Raw genomic sequence first — 16,210 nt, forward strand, 5'->3', positions numbered from 1 at the left:
AACCGGTCCCGGCGCCTCTGCCGGGACCATCCTCCGTCCACTCGAAAGGCGCCTCATGTTTCAGAACCGCGCAGAAGCCCTGGCGCTTGCCCTGCCGGCAGCCGTCTTTGCGACCCTGGTCTTCCTGCTGCCCGTCGCGATTCTGCTGTCGGAGGGCTTCCATGCCGGCGCCGGCTGGACGCTGTCGGCCTATGCCGGTTTCTTCTCCGAGACGCTGAACCGCACCGTTTTCCTGCGCAGCTTTCGGCTCGGCCTCGAAGTCACCGCCGTCTCGGCAATTATCGGTTATGCCGCAGCCTTCGCCATCGTCAACCTGCCGCCGAATGGCAAGGGCCGCATGATCGGCCTCGTCACCCTGCCGCTGATGATTTCCCCGGTGGCGCGCACCTATGCCTGGATCGTCATTCTCGGCCGCACCGGCATCGTCAATCAGGCGATAACGGGCCTGGGTCTCAGCGCCGAGCCGCTGCGGCTGCTGTTTACCGAAACCGCCGTCTTCATCGGGCTCTTGCAACTCTTTCTGCCTTTGATGATCCTTTCCTTAATCAGTGCGCTCGAAAACATGCCGAAGGATGCGATTCCCGCTGCCCGCGTGCTTGGCGCCAACTGGTTCCAGGTCTTCTGGAAAGTCGTCCTGCCGCTGACCAGGGAAGGCCTCGTCGTCGGCGGCACACTCGTCTTCACCGGATCGCTGACCGCCTATATCACTCCCGCCGTACTTGGCGGCTCCAAGGTGCTGATGCTGGAAACGCTGCTGTACCAGCAAGTTTCCGTCGCCAATGATTTCGTCTCGGCAAGCGTCATCGCCTTCATTCTGATCATCATGAGCTTTGCTGCCAACGTCTTGCTGAAACGTCTTGCGACGGCGAGGAACCGCCGATGACCCTGCGCCTGTTTTCGCCCATCGTGCTTTTCCTGCTGCTGGTCTTCCTGATCGGTCCGTTCCTGATCATCATCGCCGCCTCACTATCGGCCGGAGATACGCTGGCCTTCCCGCCGCAAGGATTGTCGGTGCGTTGGGTCATGAAGGTGTTCACCATCGAGAGTTTCCGCGACAGCTTCGCCATGTCGATGTTCCTCGCCGTCTTCGGAACGCTCGCAGCCCTCGTCCTCGGTATTCCGGCCGCCTACGCCCTCTCCCGCTACCGGCTGCCCGCGGCCGAGACCGTCCGCACCATCGTCTCCCTGCCGATCATCGTGCCCGGCATCATCGTCGGCCTGGCGCTGCTGCGTTATCTCGTCGTGCCCTTCGGCTTCAACATCACGCTCGCGCTCTTCTTTGCCCATACCGCCCTGGTCCTGCCCTATGCCGTGCGCGTCGTCTCGGCAAGCCTCGACAATCTGCGCTCGGACATCGAAGAGGCCGCCGTGCTACTCGGCTCCTCCAGGTTCGGCGCTTTCTTCCGCGTGGTAATGCCGAATATCCGCGGCGGCATCCTTGCCGCCTTCATTCTCGGCTTCGTCACCAGCTTCAATCAGGTGCCCGTCTCACTCTTCCTCTCCGGTCCCGGCGTCCGCACGTTGCCGATCGACATGCTGGGCTACATGGAAACCACCTACGACCCGTCCATCGCGGCGCTTTCCGCCCTCCTCGCCTTTCTCTCGATGGGCATCGTCTTCCTCGCCGAACGTTTCCTGGGATTCTCGCGTTATGTCTGATGCCTATCTTCAACTCGACAAGCTGACGCTTGCCTATGGCGATACGGTCGCGGTCGGGGATCTCGACCTTACGATCGGCAAAGGTGAGCTCGTCGCCCTTCTCGGCCCCTCAGGCTGCGGCAAGACGACGACCATGCGGGCCATCGCCGGCCTGCTGACGCCTGCCTCCGGCCGTATCCGCCTCGACGGCGCCGATATCACCCGCGTCTCGGCCAACAAACGCGCCGTCGGCCTGGTCTTCCAATCCTATGCGCTTTTCCCGCATCTGACGGTCTATGAGAACGTCGCCTTTGGCCTGCGCCTAAAAGGCATGTCGGGCGCCGATCTCGATACCCGGGTCGGCGGCGGCCTGAAATCGGTCGGCCTATCAGCCTTCGCCGGCCGCAAACCCGCCGAGCTCTCCGGCGGCCAGCAGCAGCGCGTGGCGCTGGCCCGCTCGATGGTGATGGAGCCGAAAGTGCTGCTGCTCGACGAGCCGCTCTCCAATCTCGACGCCCGGCTTCGTCTCGAAATGCGCGCCGAATTGCAGCGGGTGCAGAAGGAGACCGGCGTCACCATGATCTTCGTTACGCACGACCAGGTGGAGGCCTTGGCGCTTGCCGATCGCATCGTCGTCATGCTGAACGGCGGCATCGAACAGATCGGCACGCCGGAAGAGATCTACAACGATCCGGCCTCCGCCTTCGTCGCCGATTTCGTCGGCTTCGAGAATGTCTTCGCGCTGAAAGACGGAAAGCTCATGACGCCGAACGGCCCGATCGCCCTTTCCGGCCCCGCACCGCAAGCTGCGGCGGGCCTTGCCTGGCGGCCGCGCAAAGTGATCCTTGGCTCGGGCACTTTTCAAGGCACCGTGCGCGGCACGTCTTTCGCAGGCAACACCCGCGAATATCTCCTCGATACCGCGCTCGGCCCGATCAAGGCCGAGATTGATGCCGGTCTGCCGCCGTATGAGATTGGAAGTAGGCTCTCCTTCGACCTGCCGGTTGCCGGCGCAGCCAGCCTCAAACGGTTCGGGTGAAATCATGGGCGTCTGGATCGACACTGACATGGGCTTCGACGACATCGCCGCCATTCTGGTGGTGGCACAGTCGGAATACGAAATCGACGGCATATCGCTGGTCTTCGGCAATGCGCCGCTGCCGCAGGTAAGAAGGAATGCCGCCGGCGCCGCCGCTGCCTTCGGCTGGAATTTTCCCATCCACACCGGGCGCGCCATGCCGGTTCTCGGCAAGCTCGAAACCGCGCAGGCGATCCTCGGCGCAACCGGCATCCCGACCATCGGCAAGAGCCTGCCGGAGGCATCAGCCCTTGCCGAGAGCGATGCCTTCGCAGCCCTGTGCCGCTGGCTGGAAGGCGAGGGCCAGCGCCGCATCCTGGCGCTCGGGCCGCTCACCAATATGGCCGCCGTGGCGCTCGCCCGCCCCGATCTTGCCGCCCGCATCAGCGACCTCGTCTGGATGGGCGGCGGCGTCACCTCAGGCAATCATACGGCGTCCGCCGAGTTCAACGCGCTCGCCGATCCCGAGGCACTGTCAATCGTCATCGCCCATGGGCTGCCGCTGCGCATGGTCGATCTCGATCTTTGCCGCAAGGTGCTGGCAAGGCCCGAGGATGCCGAACCGGTGCGCAGCGCCGGCGGCGCCAATGCCGAACTGATCGCCGATATGTTTGCGGGTTATATAAGTATCGGCACCAGCCGCGGCCGCCCGGGCATGGCAATCTACGATCCCACAGCCGCGATCGCCTTCGTCGCTCCCGATGTCGTCAGCTTCCGACCCGCGCGTATCGACATCGAGCTGCAGGGCGCCTTGACCCGTGGCCGCACCGTCGTCGAGACCCGCGCTACGCATGCAACCTTCAATGCCCAATTTGCCGCCGACATCGATGTCGACAGGGCGCGTGTCATCATTCTTGAAGCCCTGGTCAACGAGGCCCGCAAATGAACGCCATCCCTCGCCAGGAACCCGGCGATCTCAACGATCCCGCCTTACGCGCCCGCGCCGTCGCGGCCGCACGCGGTGATGCTCCCTTCGATATGCTGATCACCGGCGGCCGGCTGCTCGACGCGGTGACCGGCCTGATCAGGGACGCCGATATCGGCCTCGTCGGCGCGGTGATTGCGAGCGTCCACACCCCGGCAAGCCGCACGGATGCGGTCGAGATCATCAATGCGGCTGGCGGCATCGCAACACCCGGTCTGATCGACACGCACATGCATGTCGAAAGTTCGATGGTGACACCTGCGGAATATGCGAGCGCCGTGCTGGCGCGCGGCGTCACCACGGTCGTTTGGGATCCGCACGAATTCGCCAACGTCCATGGGCTTGACGGTGTGCGCTGGGCGATCGAGGCGGTGCGCTCACTGCCGCTGCGCATGATCCTGCTCGCTCCCTCCTGCGTGCCGTCGGCGCCCGGCCTGGAACTTGCGGGCGCCGATTTCGATGCCTCCGTCATCGCCGAGATGCTGCGCTCCTCAGCCGTCGGCGGCGTTGCCGAGGTCATGAACATGCGCGGCGTCATCGACGGCGATCCGCGCATGAGCGCCATCGTCAATGCCGGTCTTGCCTCCGGCAAGCTCGTTTGCGGCCATGCCCGCGGCCTTGAGGGTGCAGACCTCAACGCCTTCATGGCATCGGGCATCACGTCCGACCACGAACTCACCTCCGGCGCCGACCTCGCGGCCAAGCTTGCAGCCGGCCTGACGATCGAGCTGCGCGGATCGCACGACCATTTGCTGCAGGAATTCGTCGAGGTGCTGAATGGTCTCGGCCACCTGCCCCCGACCGTGACACTCTGCACCGACGACGTCTTTCCCGATGAACTCTACGAAAGCGGCGGTCTCGACGACGTCGCCCGCCGGCTGGTGCGCTACGGAATGAAGCCGGAGTGGACAATCCGTGCCGCAACCTTCAACGCCGCACAGCGGCTGAAGCGATCCGATCTCGGCCTCATCGCCGCTGGCCGCCGCGCCGATATCGTGCTCTTCGAGAACCTCGCGGACTTCCGGGCGCAATTGGTCATATCAAGTGGCCGCATCGTCGCCCGCAACGGCAGCATGCAGATTGCCGTGCAGCAACTCGATCCGGCACCGCTCGTCAATTCGGTGAAGCTCCCGCAACTGGCCGAACGTGATTTCCGCATTCCATCAAGAGGCGAGCGCGTCCGTGTCGCCACCATTGACCGCCCGCGCTTCACGCAATGGGGCGAGGCGGAGACAGAGGTCATAGACGGGTTCGTCGTACCGCCGGCCGACAGCGCCATGATCGCCGTCGCTCATCGCCACGGCAAGGCCGACGGCACCCCGCGCATCGGCTTCCTCACCGGCTGGGGTGAATGGCGCGGCGCCTTTTGCACCACCGTCTCGCATGACAGCCACAACCTCACCGTCTTCGGCGGCAATGCGCGCGACATGGCGCTCGCCGCCAACGCCGTCATAGCAGCCGGCGGCGGCATGGCGGTCGCCAAAAACGGAAAGGTCGAGGCGATCCTGCCGCTGCCGCTCTCCGGCCTGGTGACTGGCGCATTGCTGAAAGACACCGCTTCGGCCTTCGCCGGCATCCGCAAGGCCATGGAAAAAATCGTCGACTGGAAACCGCCCTACCGGGTCTTCAAGGCCTGCTTCGGCGCAACGCTTGCCTGCAATGCCGGCCCGCACCAGACGGACCGGGGAATTGCCGATGTGGTGACGGGCAAGGTGCTGGAAAGCCCGGTGCTGGAGGTTTTATAGGGTCGGCAATGCGTGGGGACTTGTCACGACGGACGTGCCGTGTGGCCCCCTCATCCGCCCTACGGGCACCTTCTCCCCGCTGGGGAGAAGAGGGAATCGAGAGGCGGCAGCGTATCTCTTCTCCCCGGCGGGGAGAAGGTGCCGGCAGGCGGATGAGGGGGCTACAAACGTGGTGCTAACCCTTCAACTCCCGCTCCACCAACGCCACCCAATAAGCCGCCCCATATCCAAGCGCCTCATCGTTGAAATCATAGGCGGTGTTGTGATGCAGCGCCCCGTCCACCGCCGGCCCGTTGCCGAGCCAGACATAACACCCCGGCGCATTCTGCGCGAAGAAGGCAAAGTCGTCGCCTGCAGTCGACGGCGGAAAGCTCGTTCGCACTTTTCCGCCGAAGACCGAGCCGGCGGCGGCGAGCGCCCGCGCGGTTGCATTCGCATCGTTGATAACAGGCGGAATCCGCCGCTCGAATGCGTAGTCGACGCCAACCGCGTACATAGCCGCAGTGCCATTCGCCAACCGACCGATCTCGTTCTCCAGCTGGTCCCGCACTTTGGGCGAATAGGCCCGCGCTGTCCCGCCGATCTCCACGATATCGGGAATGACGTTCAGCGCCTTCGGGTCACCGGCCTGCAGGAAACACGCGCTGACGACGGCCGGCTGCAGCGGATCGACCACCCGTCCGACGATGGTCTGCAGCGACGACAGGAAAGTGCCGGCGGCCGTGATCGGATCGCGGCCGAGATGCGGCTTGGCGCCGTGCGTGCCGATCCCCCGAAAAGTAGTGCGCCAGCTGTCGGAAGAGGCAAGCTGCGGCCCCTCGACTACGGCGATCTCGTCGACCGCAAGCCCAGGCATATTGTGCAGCCCGAAGACGGCGTCGCAGGGGAAAAGTTCGAACAGCCCCTCCTCGACCATCCGCCTTGCCCCGCCTCGCCCTTCTTCGGCCGGCTGGAAGATGAAGTGCACCGTGCCGGAGAAACTTCGCGTCGCCGCAAGATGCCGCGCGGCACCGAGCAGCATCGCCGTATGGCCGTCATGGCCGCAGGCATGCATCTTTCCCGCTATGGTCGATTTATAAGCCCGCTCCGCCATCTCAGGCATGGCGAGCGCATCCATATCGGCCCTGAGCCCGATCCGGCGCGTGCCGTTGCCGACCTGCAACGTGCCGACCACCCCGGTACCCGCCAGCCCGCGATGCACGGCGATGCCAGCCTCTTCGAGAAGCCTTGCGGCGATGGCGGCGGTGCGCTCCTCCTCGAAACCGAGTTCGGGATGGGCATGCAGATCGCGGCGCAGAGCGGTGAGGAATGGCAGATCGTTTGTGATCCGGGCGGGAATGCTCATGGCCTGGAAATCCCTTCATGCGAAACGGGCGCCCAACCGGCGCCCGCGTCAGATCATCCCTTGTTTATCAAATGGTTCGCAAATTCAATCATCAAGTCTCTTCGACGAACACCTCTTCGCGCTTCTTCTTGACGCTTGGCAGGAAGACGATGATGAGCACGGCAAGTGCGATGGCCAGAAGAGTGGCGCTGATCGGCCGTGTGACGAAAGTGGTTGGATCGCCGCGCGACAGGATCATCGCACGTCGCAAATTCTCCTCGAGCAACGGTCCGAGCACGAAGCCGAGCAGGAGCGGCGCCGGCTCGCAGCGAAGCTTTGCCAGCACGTAGCCGATGAGGCCGAAGAAGGCGACGGCATAGAGGTCGTAGACGTTGGCGTTGACGCTGTAGACCCCGATCGAGCAGAAGGCCATGATGATGGGGAAGAGCACGTAATAGGGCACCGTCAGGAGCTTAACCCAGAGCCCGATCAGCGGCAGGTTGAGGATGACCAGCATCAGGTTGCCGATCCACATCGAGGCGATGATGCCCCAAAACAGCGCCGGTTGCTCGGTGGCGACGTTCGGTCCCGGCACGATGCCCTGGATGATCATCGCGCCGATCATCAGCGCCATGACGGGATTGGCGGGAATGCCGAGCGTCAGCAGCGGAATGAATGAGGTCTGCGCGCCGGCATTGTTGGCCGATTCCGGTCCGGCGACACCGGCAACCGCGCCCTTGCCGAACTCCTCCGGCGTCTTCGACATCCGCTTTTCCACCGTATAGGAAGCGAAGGAGGCCAAGATCGCGCCGCCGCCCGGCAGGATACCGAGCGCCGAGCCGATCGCCGTGCCGCGAATAATCGGCGCGATCATCTCCTTGAATTCCTGGCGCGACGGCAAAAGGCCCGACACCTTGGCCATCAGCACCGTGCGTGTCGACTCGCCCTCGAGGTTGCGCAGGATTTCTGCCACGCCGAAGACCCCGACAGCGAGCGCCACGAAGTTCAGCCCATCCGCATATTCACGGATGCCGAGCGTGAAACGCGGCGTGCCGGTATAGATATCGGTGCCGACGAGGCCGAGCAGAAGCCCGAGCGCCACCATCGCCAACGCCTTGACCACGGAGCCGTGCGCAAGAGCAATCGACGAAACGAGGCCGACGACCATCAGCGAGAAATATTCCGCTGACCCGAATTGCAGCGCAATGGCGGTGAGCGGCGGCGCGAAGATCGCAACGAGGAAGGTCGAGACCGTTCCGGCAAAGAACGAACCGAACGCCGCGATCGCAAGTGCGGCCCCCGCCCTGCCCTTGCGCGCCATCTGGTAACCGTCGATCGCGGTGACGGCAGAGGAGGATTCGCCCGGCATGTTGATGAGGATCGCCGTCGTCGAACCGCCATACTGCGCGCCGTAATAGATGCCGGCGAGCATGATCAGCGAGGAGACCGGTTCGAGCTGGAAGGTGATCGGCAAGAGCATGGCGATCGTCGCCGTGGCGCCGATACCCGGCAGCACGCCGATCAGCGTGCCGAGCAGCACGCCGATTAGGCAGAAGAGCAGGTTTTCCGGAGTGCCGGCCGTCGCAAAACCGAGCGCGAGATTGCTGAAAAGATCCATCATCGCCTCCTAGAACCGGACCCAGGGGCCGAAGCGCTCGAACGGCAGCCCGAGCCCATAGCTAAAGACCGCCACCGAAAAAAACGTCAGCAGCAGCGAAAGAATAAGCGCGAAGAACACATTCATTTTTTGCGATGCGAAACAGGCGATGAATGCGGTAAAGAACAGCGCCGGCGCAAATCCAAGCCCGCGCACCGTCAGTCCGAAGAAGACAGGCGCCGGCAGGATGAAGAGCATGCCGCGCCAGGCGAAGGCACCGATCGGCTCCCCCTCGATGCGAAGTGCCTGAATGAAGATGATCGCACCGAGGAGCACGAGCACACAGGCCAGCACCAGCGGAAAATAACCTGGCCCCATGCGCACCGCCGTGCCGAGATCGAGCCCCAAGGACTGGAGGGCGAAGAAGGCGCCGGTCGCGACGAAAAGCCCGCCGCAGATCGCATTGGTGGTATCGAAACTGATGGATTTCATGGTGTCTCATGGAGTTGGAGATGGTTCACGTGATGCCGTTGCTGCGGCGATTGCCCCTCATCCGCCTGCCCGCACCTTCTCCCCGCAAGCGGGGATCCGAAGGACGGGTCGAGACCAGTGGCTCGACCCCGGTCGGGTTAGGGTGAGGGGCTCATCCGGCATGTCCTGGACGAGGACAAGTCTCAGTCCGCATATTCGCCGGCAGCCTCGATCACCTGCTTCCAGCGGGCGATCTCGCTTTCGAGCTTGGCCTTCAGCGCAGCCGGAGTCGCATCGGCGTCGGAGGATGGCGCCGTGCCGAGCTCGGCGAAGCGAGCGCCGACATTCGGGTCTTTCAGAGCGACCTGCAGCGACTTCGACAGCCGTTCGTTGATCGCAGCCGGCGTGCCTTTCGGCGTGTAGATACCGTGCCAGATGCCGACTTCAAAACCCGGAAGGCCGGCTTCGACTGCCGTCGGAATGTCCTTCATCACGTCGAGGCGCTTGGGCGAGGTCACGGCATAGGCCTTGATCGTGCCGCCCTGGATCTGCTTGGTCGTGTTGGTCGTCTGGTCACACATGACGTCGACCTGACCGCCGAGCAGATCGGTCATGGCAGGGCCGGTGCCCTTGTAGGGAACGGTGGTCAGCGGCGTCTGGATGGCACTCATGAACATCATGCCGCAGAGATGCGAAGCCGCACCGATGCCGGCATTGGCGACCGTCACCTTGTCTTTGTTGGCCTTGATATAATCGATCAGTCCCTTGAGGTCGGTGGGCTCCATATCCTTGCGTGCAACGATTGTCATCGGCACCTCGGTGACGAGGCCGACATAATCGAAGGCGCCGAGCGTGTCATAGGCGAGCTTGCGGTAGAGCGTGGCGCTGGTTGCCATGCCGATATGGTGCAGCAGGATGGTGTAGCCGTCGGGATCGGCACTCGCCACCCGGCCGGCGCCGAGCGTGCCGCCGGCGCCGCCGACGTTTTCGACGACGATCTGCTGGCCGAGATCCTTCGACATGGATTCGGCGACGAGGCGCGCGACGGTGTCGGTCGGGCCGCCGGCCGCAAAGGGCACGACCATGGTGATGGTGCGTTCGGGATAGGACTGCGCCGAAGCGGCGCCGGCGAGAAGAGAGACCGCGGCAGCCGCGGTCAGGCCGAGCATAGCCTTCAGAATTTTCATCGTTTCCTCCCTGATGAAACAAGCAAGCCCGCCGACACATCCTCCGCGCCGGGCATGACCTATTTGTCGCCGGGAAAAACCGGCCCGCAATCATTTCAGCCACTTTCGAGGGACGATTTTGCGACAGTGCGATGCAGCATGGGTCGATTTGGAAACAAACGGCTTGTGCGATGGGTGGATTTTCACCCATCGCATGCCGACGACCACATTTCTGCTGGCAGCACCCGCCTCGGTCAACGACCGGCCAGCCGCTGGAAATGTCACCTCGGTAAGCGTACACTTTCCAAAGAGGTTAACCTTCGATGGTCAGCATCCGCTTGTCGAGGCCGTATTTCTGCATCTTTTCGTAGAGAGTCTTCCGGGAAATTCCGAGCGTCTCATAAACCGGTCTGAGGCTGCCGCCATGCGCCACCAGCGCACCGGCAATGACACTCCGTTCGAATTCGGCGACCCGCTCCGCAAGCCCGGTCGCCTCCTCGGCCTGCCTTCCACCATTGTCCAGACCGAGGACCAGACGGTCGGCGGCGTTCCTGAGTTCGCGCACATTGCCCGGCCAGTCGCGCTGGGCGATATCGGCGATCACCTCAGGCGGCACCGCCATCTCGTCGCGGCCGTAGCGAGCCGCCGCTTCCCGCACCAGCTGCAGAAAGAGCAGCGGAACATCCGCCCGGCGCTGCGACAGCGACGGCACATGCAGCGTTGCAACGTTCAGCCGATAGAAGAGGTCGGCGCGGAAGCGCCCCGCCGCCACCTCCGCCTCCAGATCCACCTTGCTCGTGGCGATGAAGCGCACGTCGAGCGCCACCGTCTCATTCGATCCCAACCGGGAAATCACCCGCTCCTGCAGCACCCGCAGGAACTTCGCCTGCAGGTCGAAGGGCATCGAGCCAATTTCGTCGAGCAGGATGGTGCCGCCGCGCCCATGCTCGAACTTTCCGTAACGCGGCCTCACCGCCCCCGGAAAGGCGCCTACCTCGTGGCCGAAGAGCTCGCTTTCGATCAGATTTGCCGGCAGCGCGACGCAATTGATCGCGATGAACGGCCGGCTCGCCCGGGCGCTGATATCGTGAAGCGCTCGGGCCACCACTTCCTTGCCGGCCCCGGTCTCGCCGACAACGAGCGTATCGGCATCGCTCGCCCCGATCGCCCGGATGCGGTAGCGCAGATCCACCATCACCTGCGTGCGCCCGGGCAGCCGCGCTTCGAGATCGTCGCGCTTGCCGGCGACCGCTTTCAGCAGCCGGTTTTCGAGCACGAGGCCGCGCCGCTCCATCGCCCGGCGGATGACGCCGGCCAGCATCTCCGGCGTGAACGGCTTCTCGATGAAATCATAGGCGCCTTCACGCATCGCCTTCACCGCAAGCTGAACGTCGCCGTGGCCGGTGACGAGAATGACCGGCACCTCCGGGTCGAGCTCGCGAATCTTCTGCATCAGCGTCATGCCGTCCATACCGGGCATGCGGATGTCGCTGACGACAACGCCGGGAAAGCTGTAGCCGATCAATTCCAGCACATGATCGCCGTTCGAAAAGGTCTCGACACGAAAGCCCGAAAGCTCCAGCGCCTGCGCCGTTGAGCGGCGCAGTTCCTCCTCGTCGTCGACCAGCAGGATCTTCGCATCATTCATTCCGCCGCCTCCGGCATCAGCCCCGCCGCCGATTGCAGCTCGATGCGGAACACCGCGCCGCCTTCGGGATGATTGGCAGCAGCAAGGCTGCCGCCGAAATCCTTGATGATGTTGTAGGAGATCGAAAGCCCGAGACCGAGCCCCTTGCCAACGCCCTTCGTCGTGAAGAACGGATCGAAGATGCGCTCGGCGATGGCCGCAGGCACACCCGGCCCATGATCCCGCACTGTCAGCACCACTTTACCGGCGGCCTCGAAGGCCGAAACCTCGATGCGTCTGTCATCAAGCCCTTCCACCGCATCGGCCGCATTGGAAATCACATTCACCAGCACCTGCTGCAGCCGCACCGAACCGGCGCGCACGATCAGCGGCCGGCTCCCCAGATCAAGCCTCAGCTCGGCATCGGCCGCCTTCAGCCGCCAGGCAATGATCTCGAGCGTGTCATGCATCGCCTCGTCCAGAGAAACGGACCCAAGCTTCTCGTTCGGTTTGCGTGCAAAATTGCGCAGGTGCCGGCTGATTGCGGCCATGCGATCGATCAGCCCGCCGATCCGCCGGATATTGTCCCGCGCCTCCTCCGTCCGGCCGCGATCGATGAGAACGGAGGCGCTGTCCGTGTAGGTCTTGGCGGCGGCGAGCGGCTGGTTGAACTCGTGCGAAAGCGCAGCTGACATCTGCCCGAGGCCGGCGAGCTTGCCCGCCTGGATAAGGTCGGCCTGTGTCTGACGGAGCTGCTGCTCGGTCAGTCGCCGTTCTGATATCTCTTCCTTTATGCGGCTGTTTACGCGGGCAAGATCGGCCGTGCGCTCTTCGACGCGCCGCTCCAGCTCGTTGCGAGCCTCCGCCTGCAGCTGCATGCGCTCAGCAAGCCGCGCCCGCCGCTGCCGCAGAACCGCGACCGCGAGCCCGGCAATGCAGAGGACGAGAAAGACCGCCGCAAGCGCGGTGCGCGCCTGGGTGCGGATGGAACTCGTCTCCATCAGCACGTTCACCGTCCAGTCCTCCGCTGGCATGTAGTGCGAGAGCACCAGATATTCGCTCGAGCCGCGCTCGCCGGTGAGCGTCATCAGCTCGTATGGTCCAAAGCGCTGGCGGGTCACCGGCAGCGCCATCAGCCTGGCATTGGCATAACGCCGCGACGCCTCCGTTCGTGCGATGCGGTCGGCCGTCAGCGGCAGGATTGCGCCGTAGAGCCATTCCGGGCTGCCGGACATGAAGATGATGCCCTCCGGATCGGAGACGAAGATCTTGTATTCGCCGCCGCCCCAGGAGGATTCGATCATATCGATATCGACCTTGAAGACGATGACGCCGCGAATATCCGCGCCGGTCCGGATCGGCGCAGCGAAATAATAACCGCGCTTCAGCGAAGTGGTGCCGAGCGCATAGAACCGTGCCTGCCGGCCTTCGATCGCCTCCTGGAAGTAGGGCCGGTAGCTGAAATTCTGTCCGACGAAGCTTCCCGGCCCGTCATAGTTGCTCGCCGCGATCGTCTCTCCGTCAGGCTTGACCACATAAATGTCGGAGGATTTCAGCAGCCCGTTGATCTCCTTGAGATACAGATTGGCCGCGTCGCGCAGGGCTGCATCTTCAGGCGCGCTCACCAATTCCTTGATGTCGTCGTGATCGGCGATCAGCGCCGGCAGCGCCTCGTAGCGGTTGAGATGACCGCTGAGCGCCGAGACGGCAAGACGCAGCGCCGTTCCTGCCTGCGCCGAAGCTTCGCCCATATAGGAGCGCGTTGCAATCGCGCTTCCATATGTGAAGAAGGCGAAAATGACGATCGGCGCCACCAGCAACGCCGCTATCGCACGATATCTCGAAGACAGATCCGGCTCCTCCCCTTTCTGCCTCCACTCCCCAGCGAGGCATACCCGACGGGCCAAGTCTAGCGCATCGGCCCGAAAATCGGAATCGATTTTCGGAAAGCACGATGCGTAGATTCAAGATGTTAGAGCGCCCTGTGTACGTCCGAACGGACGCACACAGGGCGCTCTAACAACACCGACAGTGATTTCCAAGAGCCTGTCGAAACTTGACACTCGGCAAGGCGGATGTCCTATTGCGGCATCGCAGGGGACCCGATCATGAGCGACGACCCGACGCCCGCCGACAGCAAACTCACCAGCTCCAAACGTCGCTGGGCGGCTGAAGGTAAATTCCTCACCGGCCGCATCAGCCGTCCTGAAGCTGAGCGCCTGCCGCCCGGCCAGCATCTCGTCAAGAACTGGCCGGTGCTCGATCTTGGCCAGCAGCCCGTCATCTCCACGAATAGCTGGCGCCTCGAGCTGCGCGGCCTCGTTGAAACGCCGCTCACCCTCACCTGGACCGACTTCCAAGCGATCGAGCAGAGCACCAAGGTCAGCGATATCCACTGCGTGACCACCTGGTCGCGCTACGACAACAAATGGAAAGGTGTTTCGACCCGCGATCTTCTCGATCTCGCCATGCCGAAGCCGCAAGCCGGTTACGTCATGCTGACGAGTTATGACGGCTATACCACCAACCTGCCGCTTGCCGATTTCGCCGCCGAGGATGCGATTCTTGCAACATCATGGGAAGGCCTGCAGCTGACACCGGATCACGGCGGCCCGATGCGCCTCGTCGTACCGCACCTTTATTTCTGGAAAAGCGCCAAGTGGCTGCGCCGCATCGAACTGATGCCGGATGACGAAGCCGGCTTCTGGGAAAAGAACGGTTACCATATGTATGGCGATCCGTGGCGCGAGCAGCGCTATTCCGACGATTGAGCCTTCGGCCGCAGGAAGCGGCCAAGCGCAAACAACACAAGGGCGAGCAAAGCGGCGAGCCCCGTCAGCGACACCATGCTGGCGGTATGAAACGGCACTTTGCTCCAGCGTGGCTTGACGACGTCGGCGGTATTGAAAGCCTCGCCGCTGAACCGGCAGGTGATGAGCGCAAGGCTGCGCCGCACCATGTCGGCGTCGACCGCGGAAATGATTTCATCAGCCGCAGCCGCCTCTCGCGGCATCTCGCGCATCGAAAGCAAGACCACCTTGGCCGCCGCGAGATAGGCGTGAGCGCATTCGTTGAACGGACTCTCCTCGTCGGTCACGCTGCCCGGCATCTGCCCCCAAAGACAATAGGAATATTGGATTTCGGCATAGTTCAGAGCGCGCCGGAACGGCTCGTTCGTGTCGACCGCACGTGATGCCAGGTCGACAATTCGACCGCGATAGTCCGAAATCACCGCCATCTCGCCATGTGAGATTTCCGGGATATCGAGGCCGGCATGGCTGCCGCCGGCGCTGCGGCTATGAGCAAGTGCGTTTTCGCCAACTGCACAAAAGAAAGCGCCAGCGGCAAACGCCGCCGACAGGACTAATATGGTTCTGCAGCTTTTCATAGTCGCCCGAAAACGTAGGGGCGCAGGCAAAACGGCGCCCACGATGCGTTCAGTGAAATGCCGTTGCCGGCCGGCCCCGTTGCCCACCCTTCACGGCAAGCCGCTTTTCCGCCAACGCTCCGAAAGCAAGACCGAGCGTTGCCCAGAGGATTACATGCATGCCGAGCGAGGTCGTGCGGAAACGCCAGAGCACCATCGCCGAGAAGTTCTCCGGCACCTCGTTGATCGGCGGCAGCAGATAGAGCACCACGCCGATGAAGACGAGGTAAGCGATACCGGCGATGATCGCGCCGTTCCAAAGACCGAAACGCCCGGAAAGACGGCGCGACAGCGCCACCGCGGCAATCAGGGCTGCGAGCGAGACGACGATCATCAGGAAGAACAGCTCGGTCCTGACACCGATCGTGTCGGGATTGCCGACCGCCGGCGGATTGGCCGGATACTTGATGCCGGGAACAAGCACGATCGCCACAAAGGCGGCAATGGCGATGACGGCCGAGGTGCCGCGCGCCGAAAGGCTGCTGACGCGGCCGTGCACGAAAGCGAAGGCGAGCGCGAAAAGCCCGCCGACGGCAATGCTGTAGGCCATGACGCCGGTGAAAAGACCAAGGCCGGCCTGCGTGGCGCGGCTGACGATCTCAGGTTCGGCAGCTTCGCCGGCCGCCTGGGCGCTCGCCTCCTCGAAGGCGATCGCCGCATCGACCAGCGGTTCACCGAATATATGGGCGAAAGCGAAAACGAGGATGCCAGCGATCAAGCCCGCGAGCATGCCGCGAAGCAGAAGGTTTCCAACCATGTCAGGAGCTCCCCTAGATCAATTCCAGGAAAAGTGCGAAGCGGTTTTCCGTTCGGAATTGCGTTAAAACAAAAGCTTAGAGCGGTTCAGCAGAACCGCTCTAGTGGCAGGGAAAGCCGAGGAGATGGCGGCCGTCATGCACGAATTCGTGCACATACATGCCGTTGAACAGCGCCATTGCGCCTTCCTCGGTGCCGACGAAATAGATGGCGATGAGCATCAGCAGGCCGCCGAAGATCGCCCAGGGCAGGATTTCTCCTACGGGGATCGGTGCCGGTGCCGCGACGGGCGCGAAAGTGGTGTCAGACATGTATTCCTCCGGGAATGACGCGTTCAGTCGAAAGAGTGCTTGTGCGGTAGGGTCTGACTTCCAGCGCGAAGAACCTTCGACACGCTGGTCACAGCGGCGCGACCGTGCCGGACTTACACCGGCTTCCAAACCCGCAACAGCATGG

15 protein-coding genes are annotated in these 16,210 nt (G+C 63.3%); 6 read left to right on the forward strand and 9 right to left on the reverse strand.

The genetic code is table 11. The features are described from left to right. Positions 1-55: 55 nt before the first annotated feature. From GR197_RS07205 to GR197_RS07225, 5 genes are read left to right on the forward strand one after another with little or no spacing between them, the layout of a single operon-like run. On the forward strand, positions 56-883 hold the full coding sequence (locus tag GR197_RS07205) for an ABC transporter permease (RefSeq protein WP_164008009.1): 828 nt from the start codon (positions 56-58) through the stop codon (positions 881-883). After that, positions 880-1,659, forward strand: a complete 780-nt coding sequence (locus GR197_RS07210; protein WP_164008011.1) for an ABC transporter permease — start codon at positions 880-882, stop codon at positions 1,657-1,659. Before GR197_RS07205 ends, GR197_RS07210 begins: the two co-directional genes overlap by 4 nt. Next, on the forward strand, positions 1,652-2,677 hold the full coding sequence (locus GR197_RS07215; protein WP_164008013.1) for an ABC transporter ATP-binding protein: 1,026 nt from the start codon (positions 1,652-1,654) through the stop codon (positions 2,675-2,677). Before GR197_RS07210 ends, GR197_RS07215 begins: the two co-directional genes overlap by 8 nt. A 4-nt stretch (positions 2,678-2,681) precedes the next feature. After that, entirely contained in the window at positions 2,682-3,602 is a 921-nt protein-coding gene (locus GR197_RS07220) for a nucleoside hydrolase (RefSeq protein ID WP_164008015.1), read from the forward strand. Then, the gene (locus GR197_RS07225; protein WP_164008017.1) at positions 3,599-5,386 is read left to right on the forward strand and encodes an adenine deaminase; all 1,788 of its coding nucleotides are present in this window, start codon (positions 3,599-3,601) and stop codon (positions 5,384-5,386) included. The genes GR197_RS07220 and GR197_RS07225 overlap by 4 nt, the downstream gene beginning before the upstream one ends. Before the next feature lie 175 nt (positions 5,387-5,561). Here GR197_RS07225 and GR197_RS07230 read toward each other — a convergent pair whose 3' ends face one another. The 6 genes from GR197_RS07230 to GR197_RS07255 form a co-directional block, all read right to left on the reverse strand. Further along, positions 5,562-6,731 (reverse strand): M20 aminoacylase family protein, encoded by a 1,170-nt coding sequence (locus tag GR197_RS07230; RefSeq protein WP_164008019.1) that lies wholly within the window; start codon positions 6,729-6,731, stop codon positions 5,562-5,564. Between the two features lie 91 nt (positions 6,732-6,822). Next, the gene (locus GR197_RS07235) at positions 6,823-8,328 is read right to left on the reverse strand and encodes a tripartite tricarboxylate transporter permease (RefSeq protein WP_164008021.1); all 1,506 of its coding nucleotides are present in this window, start codon (positions 8,326-8,328) and stop codon (positions 6,823-6,825) included. Between the two features lie 9 nt (positions 8,329-8,337). Further along, positions 8,338-8,799 (reverse strand): tripartite tricarboxylate transporter TctB family protein, encoded by a 462-nt coding sequence (locus tag GR197_RS07240; RefSeq protein WP_164008023.1) that lies wholly within the window; start codon positions 8,797-8,799, stop codon positions 8,338-8,340. A gap of 182 nt (positions 8,800-8,981) precedes the next feature. Then, positions 8,982-9,965 carry a tripartite tricarboxylate transporter substrate-binding protein gene (locus tag GR197_RS07245; protein WP_164008025.1) on the reverse strand — a complete coding sequence of 328 codons (984 nt, stop codon included), beginning with the start codon at positions 9,963-9,965 and terminating at the stop codon, positions 8,982-8,984. 292 nt (positions 9,966-10,257) lie between these two features. After that, positions 10,258-11,592, reverse strand: coding sequence for a sigma-54-dependent transcriptional regulator (locus tag GR197_RS07250; protein ID WP_164008027.1), 1,335 nt, complete (start codon positions 11,590-11,592; stop codon positions 10,258-10,260). Continuing rightward, positions 11,589-13,385, reverse strand: a complete 1,797-nt coding sequence (locus GR197_RS07255; RefSeq protein WP_348643253.1) for a sensor histidine kinase — start codon at positions 13,383-13,385, stop codon at positions 11,589-11,591. Before GR197_RS07255 ends, GR197_RS07250 begins: the two co-directional genes overlap by 4 nt. A 294-nt stretch (positions 13,386-13,679) precedes the next feature. On the opposite strand from GR197_RS07255, the gene GR197_RS07260 reads away from it, so the two are divergent. Next, positions 13,680-14,342, forward strand: a complete 663-nt coding sequence (locus GR197_RS07260; RefSeq protein WP_164008031.1) for a sulfite oxidase-like oxidoreductase — start codon at positions 13,680-13,682, stop codon at positions 14,340-14,342. Here GR197_RS07260 and GR197_RS07265 read toward each other — a convergent pair. From GR197_RS07265 to GR197_RS07275, 3 genes are all read right to left on the reverse strand, one after another. After that, complete coding sequence (locus GR197_RS07265; protein ID WP_164008032.1) at positions 14,327-14,959, reverse strand: hypothetical protein; 633 nt, start codon at positions 14,957-14,959, stop codon at positions 14,327-14,329. The two genes, GR197_RS07260 and GR197_RS07265, sit on opposite strands and share 16 nt — an antisense overlap. Positions 14,960-15,008: 49 nt before the next feature. Further along, the gene (locus GR197_RS07270; protein ID WP_164008034.1) at positions 15,009-15,755 is read right to left on the reverse strand and encodes a CbtA family protein; all 747 of its coding nucleotides are present in this window, start codon (positions 15,753-15,755) and stop codon (positions 15,009-15,011) included. Positions 15,756-15,855: 100 nt separating this feature from the next. After that, positions 15,856-16,065, reverse strand: a complete 210-nt coding sequence (locus GR197_RS07275; RefSeq protein ID WP_065692515.1) for a CbtB domain-containing protein — start codon at positions 16,063-16,065, stop codon at positions 15,856-15,858. Between the last annotated feature and the right edge of the window lie 145 nt (positions 16,066-16,210).

The sequence above is a fragment of the Rhizobium phaseoli genome (genome assembly GCF_010668805.1).
Lineage (GTDB): Bacteria > Pseudomonadota > Alphaproteobacteria > Rhizobiales > Rhizobiaceae > Rhizobium > Rhizobium phaseoli_A.

Bases quoted from the DNA above. Each gene is read 5' to 3' on its own strand.
- GR197_RS07270 (WP_164008034.1), bottom strand. From the start codon at position 15,755: ATGGTTGGAAACCTTCTGCTTCGCGGCATGCTCGCGGGCTTGATCGCT.
- GR197_RS07210 (WP_164008011.1), top strand. From the start codon at position 880: ATGACCCTGCGCCTGTTTTCGCCCATCGTGCTTTTCCTGCTGCTGGTC.
- GR197_RS07205 (WP_164008009.1), top strand. From the start codon at position 56: ATGTTTCAGAACCGCGCAGAAGCCCTGGCGCTTGCCCTGCCGGCAGCC.
- GR197_RS07250 (WP_164008027.1), bottom strand. From the start codon at position 11,592: ATGAATGATGCGAAGATCCTGCTGGTCGACGACGAGGAGGAACTGCGC.
- GR197_RS07220 (WP_164008015.1), top strand. From the start codon at position 2,682: ATGGGCGTCTGGATCGACACTGACATGGGCTTCGACGACATCGCCGCC.
- GR197_RS07240 (WP_164008023.1), bottom strand. From the start codon at position 8,799: ATGAAATCCATCAGTTTCGATACCACCAATGCGATCTGCGGCGGGCTT.
- GR197_RS07275 (WP_065692515.1), bottom strand. From the start codon at position 16,065: ATGTCTGACACCACTTTCGCGCCCGTCGCGGCACCGGCACCGATCCCC.
- GR197_RS07225 (WP_164008017.1), top strand. From the start codon at position 3,599: ATGAACGCCATCCCTCGCCAGGAACCCGGCGATCTCAACGATCCCGCC.
- GR197_RS07260 (WP_164008031.1), top strand. From the start codon at position 13,680: ATGAGCGACGACCCGACGCCCGCCGACAGCAAACTCACCAGCTCCAAA.
- GR197_RS07230 (WP_164008019.1), bottom strand. From the start codon at position 6,731: ATGAGCATTCCCGCCCGGATCACAAACGATCTGCCATTCCTCACCGCT.
- GR197_RS07245 (WP_164008025.1), bottom strand. From the start codon at position 9,965: ATGAAAATTCTGAAGGCTATGCTCGGCCTGACCGCGGCTGCCGCGGTC.
- GR197_RS07265 (WP_164008032.1), bottom strand. From the start codon at position 14,959: ATGAAAAGCTGCAGAACCATATTAGTCCTGTCGGCGGCGTTTGCCGCT.
- GR197_RS07215 (WP_164008013.1), top strand. From the start codon at position 1,652: ATGTCTGATGCCTATCTTCAACTCGACAAGCTGACGCTTGCCTATGGC.
- GR197_RS07235 (WP_164008021.1), bottom strand. From the start codon at position 8,328: ATGGATCTTTTCAGCAATCTCGCGCTCGGTTTTGCGACGGCCGGCACT.